Source organism: Streptomyces sp. NPDC004542, assembly GCF_040610035.1.
GTDB lineage: Bacteria > Actinomycetota > Actinomycetes > Streptomycetales > Streptomycetaceae > Streptomyces.
In genome coordinates, this window is record NZ_JBEXLP010000174.1 from 1 (window position 1) to 5,372 (window position 5,372).

The 5,372-nt window shown below is 67.6% G+C and carries 5 protein-coding genes and 2 pseudogenes; 6 read left to right on the forward strand and 1 reads right to left on the reverse strand.

The features are described 5' to 3' along the window. Window positions 1-174 precede the first annotated feature (174 nt). The gene (ltrA, locus tag ABZX30_RS37625) at window positions 175-1,560 is read left to right on the forward strand and encodes a group II intron reverse transcriptase/maturase (protein WP_355942812.1); all 1,386 of its coding nucleotides are present in this window, start codon (window positions 175-177) and stop codon (window positions 1,558-1,560) included. A 263-nt stretch (window positions 1,561-1,823) separates the two neighbouring features. Here the strand turns inward: ltrA and ABZX30_RS37630 are convergent. Beyond that, window positions 1,824-2,099: pseudogene (locus tag ABZX30_RS37630) on the reverse strand (hypothetical protein); the annotation flags it as partial. A 745-nt stretch (window positions 2,100-2,844) separates the two neighbouring features. Here ABZX30_RS37630 and ABZX30_RS37635 point away from each other — a divergent pair. The 5 genes and pseudogenes from ABZX30_RS37635 to ABZX30_RS37655 form a co-directional block, all read left to right on the forward strand. After that, window positions 2,845-3,042 carry a hypothetical protein gene (locus ABZX30_RS37635; protein WP_155057999.1) on the forward strand — a complete coding sequence of 66 codons (198 nt, stop codon included), beginning with the start codon at window positions 2,845-2,847 and terminating at the stop codon, window positions 3,040-3,042. Between the two features lie 9 nt (window positions 3,043-3,051). Beyond that, the gene (locus tag ABZX30_RS37640; RefSeq protein ID WP_355942814.1) at window positions 3,052-3,456 is read left to right on the forward strand and encodes a type II toxin-antitoxin system VapC family toxin; all 405 of its coding nucleotides are present in this window, start codon (window positions 3,052-3,054) and stop codon (window positions 3,454-3,456) included. A gap of 636 nt (window positions 3,457-4,092) precedes the next feature. Then, window positions 4,093-4,302, forward strand: a complete 210-nt coding sequence (locus ABZX30_RS37645; RefSeq protein WP_355942817.1) for a hypothetical protein — start codon at window positions 4,093-4,095, stop codon at window positions 4,300-4,302. Window positions 4,303-4,317: 15 nt separating this feature from the next. Further along, window positions 4,318-4,722 (forward strand): hypothetical protein, encoded by a 405-nt coding sequence (locus tag ABZX30_RS37650; protein WP_355942820.1) that lies wholly within the window; start codon window positions 4,318-4,320, stop codon window positions 4,720-4,722. 551 nt (window positions 4,723-5,273) lie between these two features. After that, window positions 5,274-5,372: pseudogene (locus ABZX30_RS37655) on the forward strand (IS5/IS1182 family transposase); the annotation flags it as partial.

Genomic DNA, 5,372 nt, shown 5'->3' on the forward strand with positions numbered 1-5,372 from the left:
GCCTTCGCAATGCCGACAACCAACGGCTACGGACACGCTGCGTCACCACCCGCCGGGCCCGCGGACACCTCCGCACCGCTCAACTTTGAAGACCCTGTAATGCCGGAAGACGCACCGCCGAACGGCGGCGCTCCGCGTCCGGGACCTGCCGGGTCATGGGCGAGGGTATCGGGGATGCAGACCAAGCTTCACCGTTGGGCGGCGGCCGATCCGGGCCGCCGGTTCGATGACTTGTTCAACTTCGTGCACGACCCGGCCACGCTGGTCATGGCGTTCGACCGGGTCGCGGGCAACCGGGGGGCCGACACTCCCGGCGTCGACGGCCTGACGGTCGCCGGAGTCGAGGAGCGGATCGGGGTCCCCGGTTTCCTGGACGATCTGCGGGCCGCTCTCAGGGACGGCTCGTTTAGGCCGTTGCCGGTGCGGGAGAGGAAGATCCCCAAACCGGGCGGGTCGGGAAAGCTCCGCAAGCTGGGGATTCCCGCGCTCGCGGACCGGGTCGTCCAGGCGGCGCTGAAACTGGTGCTGGAACCCATCTTCGAGACCGGATTCGAACCGGTCTCCTACGGATTCCGGCCCCGGCGCAGGCCACACGACGCGATCGCCGAGATCCACCACTTCGGCACCCGGGGTTATCGCTGGGTGCTGGACGCGGACATCGAGGCGGCCTTCGACAACCTCTCGCACTCCTTCGTCATGAACCGAGTGCGGGCGCGGGTCAAGAACAAGCGTGTGCTGGTCCTGGTCAAGGCGTTCCTCAAGGCCGGTGTGCTCACCGAACTCGGCGAGCAGCGCAACACCCACACCGGCACACCCCAGGGCGGCATCCTGTCACCGTTGATCTTCAACATCGCGCTGTCCGCGCTCGACGAGCACGTGATGGCGCCGTGGAAGGACGGCGGGGCGATGTCCACCCCGGGAAAGCGAACCTACCGACGTTCCCGCGGCCGGCCGACGTGGCGGATTATCCGTTACGCCGACGACCTCGTGATCTTGGTGCATGGTTCGCGCGAGGACACCGAAGCGCTGCGCGAGGACGTCGCCGGGGTGCTGGCCACCATGGGGCTGCGGCTGTCACCAGACAAAACCCAAGTGGTCCACATGAGCGACGGGTTCGGCTTCCTCGGTTTCCGCATCCGGTGGAAACGTAAGGGGGGGACGAACAAGTGGTACGTCTACACCTTCATCGATCCCCGGCCCGTCCGGACCCTGAAGGCGAAGATCCGTGCCCTGACACACAAGACATCACAGTGGGACCTCGTATCGACCCTGACCCGGCTGGGCCAGATCATGCGGGGCTGGGCCAACTACTTCCGGCACGCCGTGGCGAAGTGGACCTTCAGCAAGCTGGACTCCTTCACCTGGTGGAGACTCGTCCACATGCTGCGGGCCCGCCACGGCTGGAACTGGGGTCAACTGCGCCGCCACCTGAAAACCGCCTCCGGGCGGTGGGTGATCGCGGCCGACGGGTTCGAGTACTACCGGCTGCAAGGTGTGACGGTCTCCCGCTACACCTACCGGGGCAACAAGATCCCAAGCCCCTGGCCCGCCACTGCCTGACGGCAGACACCGTGGAGAGCCCGTTACCGAGAGATCGGTACGGCGGGTTCGGCAAGCGGTCCCGGGAAACGGACCGGGAGCAATCCCGGCACCGCGCCCCGGGCCGACTCAACAAGCGGATGCGGCGGAGGCCGGCGCGGCGGAGGAGGGTGGTGAAGGCGCGGGTGAGGTTGGTCGGGTCGATCGATCCGCCCTGCGCCGTGGTGAACACGTGCCCGCTGTGCTGCCACGTGGCCCCTGCTGCCTCACGCTCGCACTGCTGCGACGGCGACGCCTTCCAGCCAATAGGTCAGGTACGCGGCCACGCTGTCCTGCGCGGAGGGCATGGGGATGCCGCGGTTGCTGGCGGCGATCTTCTCGGTGAGCTTGGCCACGGCGTCCTTGCGGGTGGTGCCGTAGACGCGGACGCGCTTGCGGGTGTTGCCGGGGGCGAGGACGTACCCGGCGGCTTCCCAGCGGCCGTCCTTGCGTTGGTAGACGGTGCCCTCCCCGTTGGTGTCGGGTCCCAGGTGATGCCTGACGGTTTGGTCCCAGGTGATGTTTGACGCTGGGCCTAGACAACATCGGAAACCTGGTGAGGCTTGTTGGCTTCTCGACGCTCGGCCGCGGCGGCGGTCCAGCTGGCCGCAGGTGGCGAGCCGCCCCGGCAGCCGGGGGTGATCCAGGGCTGCCGGAGAGGCAATCGGCCTGGTCGCCGGGCTGACCGTAACTGGGCTCCTGGCGGAGCAAGTTGTCACCGACGACCGTCCTACGGCCGGATCGCAGGCGCAGGGCCGACCAGGGGACCGACCCTTCACGTCCGTCACCGGGCTCACCGAGGGCGGTGGCCGGCGTCGCCTCCGGCGGGGAGCGAAGCTCCCAGCGCCCCACCATCGGCCGATCCCTCCCCGCCCGGCCCTGGAAGATGCACTTGGCCGTTCGCCGCGGCCGGCTCGCGGCGCGGCCCACGGACGAGCGTCGAGCCTTGAGCGACGACCGACTCAGGATCCGACGGCTGGTGACCGAGCTGACCAGAACCTGGCTTCCGGCACAGCAAGCCGTCCCGGCGGTCGTGCTGATGTAGCAGGACCAAGTGCCTGCCCCGTTCGCCGGCCCGGCGTACGGCCCCCTGTCCGTACCCGACCCCACCCCAGGCAGGCCACCGGCCCAAGCTCCCGCCAGCACCTGCGAGGATCGGCGCACACATGTTCGGGGATCGACTCCGTGGGGTGAAGCCCGGTGTCAGCGCGGGGCAGCCCCCGTATGCTGGCCTCGGTAGCCACATCCCGTCCCGTGGAGGTCCCGATGAGCACACCCGACGCGGAGTACTCCGGCTACCCACCGCTTCGGCCCCGCGTTTCGGTCGAGGAGCTGCTGGCCGCGAAGAACACCCAGCCGATCCGGTCCCTGGACGACCTCGCCGCCGACACCTTCGAGTCGGACGAGGAACTGGAGGAGTTCTTGGCTTTCACGTACGCCGAGCGCCACCGCGACGTCGCCTGAGCCGCCGCCGTGCAACCCGTCATCCTCGACACCGACGTCGCCTCGCTGTCCCACAAGCGCAAGCTCACCGGCCCGCTCGCCACCAGGCTGATCGGCCGCAAGCCGCTGATCACCTTCGTGACCTTCGGCGAACTGACCAAGTGGACCGAGATCCGTCACTGGGGCACCCGCAGCCGCCAGGAACTCGCCGACTGGCTCTCCGGCATCCCGATCCTGCCCGGCGACGAAGCCGTCGCCGCATCCTGGGGCCGCCTGTCAGCCGCGGGCATCCAGCGCGGACGCCCACGCCCGATCAACGACATGTGGATCGCGGCCTGTGCTCTCACCTACGACCTGCCGCTGGCCACGCTCAACCTCAAGGACTACGAGGACTTCCGAGCCCACCACGGTCTGCGCATCCTCGGCGCGGAGTAGCCGCTCGCCGCTGGCGCAGCCGGGCCCGGCTCCCAGACGAGGCAGCGGCCCGTGACCAGGCTGACCAGAAACTGGCTGCTGGCGCTTCGGGAAGTTGTCCCGTTGGATATCTCACCGGGCCATCCAGGGGAACAGGGCCGACCAGGGGGCTGGCTCTCCGCGCGAATCGCCAGCTCGCCGTCGAGCGGTGGCTGGCGTCGCCTCCGACGGGGAGCGAAGCTCCCGGCCCCCTCCGATCGGCGAACCCGTCCCGCCCTGGCCCCCGCACTGCCAGACTGGCCGACGCACGAACCTTGCCGCACGCCGACCGAGGGCCGCCTCGGAGGCCCACCTCCGAGCCGCCGCGAGGCCCCAGTCCTGCCTGATTGGTCAAGACCCTTGACGGCAGTGGTGACGGGGTAACCACGAACGACCCCGGCCGAACCCGCACCCCAGCGGAACCGTCGAACACCGTTTTACCTGCGAAAACGCAGGTAGAGAGGGGTCGCGTAGCACACGTACTATGTGCTGGCGGGCCGCACGCCGGTCCTGGTCCACAACTGCAGCATTTCGATGGACGAGGCCGTCAGTCGTGCCGTGGCACATGTCGTTGACAACGCGACAGGGGTGCGGTCCGGCAGCGGTGGAGTCCAGTTCATGAGCGTGTCGACCGATGCGTCCGGGAACATGGTCAGGAAGATCGCGAGGTTCGATGTGAACCCCGGAAGCGGGCACGTCCAGAAACTGGGTCCGCATCTGAACCTGGAGACCCAGATCAATGGGAAAACAGTCACCAGCGGCCCGCTCAAGGATCCGCACACGGCGATCGACCCGTCCACGATCCGGTCCGGCGACTACTGGCCGTAGGCGAAGAGTGAAGGCGTGATGGTGAAGGTCTTGCGCGATGATTCGACCGGGGAGCTGGAACTCTCCGGAACCCGCTCCGAACTGTTGGCCTTGGGACAGCAGTTGCGGAACGGGCAGGGAGAGATTCTCTTGGAGAAGGTCTCCGATCCGTTCCCGTACAGCAGGTCGTTGGCGCGGATGACATTCCGTCAAGTGAGCGCAAAGATCATGATTTCGTCATTCGGAAACGGCGAATCCATGGATGTGCAGGGCGGCCCAGAGTCCTTTTCGCTCCTCGCCGAAAACATCGAAGGCTTTGCTGTGGAGGCGGATCAGGACGACCATCTTCACGTGGACTACTTTCCGGAACACGACTATTTGGCCGAGGGGTCGGGGTCGGTGGTCGTCGCTATCGACGGGGATGGGATCCCGGCGTCCTGAAACAGAGAGGCCTCAGCCGAAGAGGTGAGCCCGCCCCGTTTCCGACGGGATGGGCTTGCTCTATCTCGGGGCACGGTCCCGAGCGTGCCGGGCGCTGAAGCTGATCGGAAAATCGATGTTTGGGAGGGCCGGCGGCAGCATCCGGGCTGCGTGCGGACCGGATGACGGTCAGACGGGCTGGTCAGGTGATGCCGGGGTGATGGCGACTTGGTGGCCGAGGGCCTGGAGATGGTGGACGAGATCGCGGGTCTTGCGGGCGGGGCCGAAGTGGCGGCGGTGCCAGTCAGCGCCGAGTTCCCGGTAAGAGGCGTCCGGTTCGTTGATCAGGTGCCAGGCGATGCATGGCCGGGTGTGCCCGCGATCTGCACGCGTCAGGCTTAGATGACCTCGACGGCAGGTCCACAGAGCAGACTGAGGTCTTCTCGGCAACGTGATGGTTGCGGTGTGTGACCGCGTGCGAGTGATCGTGGCGGTGACCCGGCGTCAGTTATGCGTGAAGCCCCTGGTAGGAACGGGTCTGCGAAGATCAAGTTCCGGCCGAGAGGCTTCACGTGGCGTCCGGTATCACCTACACCGCTGTCCTCGATGTCCGCAGAGGGACCGCCGAGCATCTCGCGATGCTGCTGCGCGACCACCGCAGGCGGCTCGGC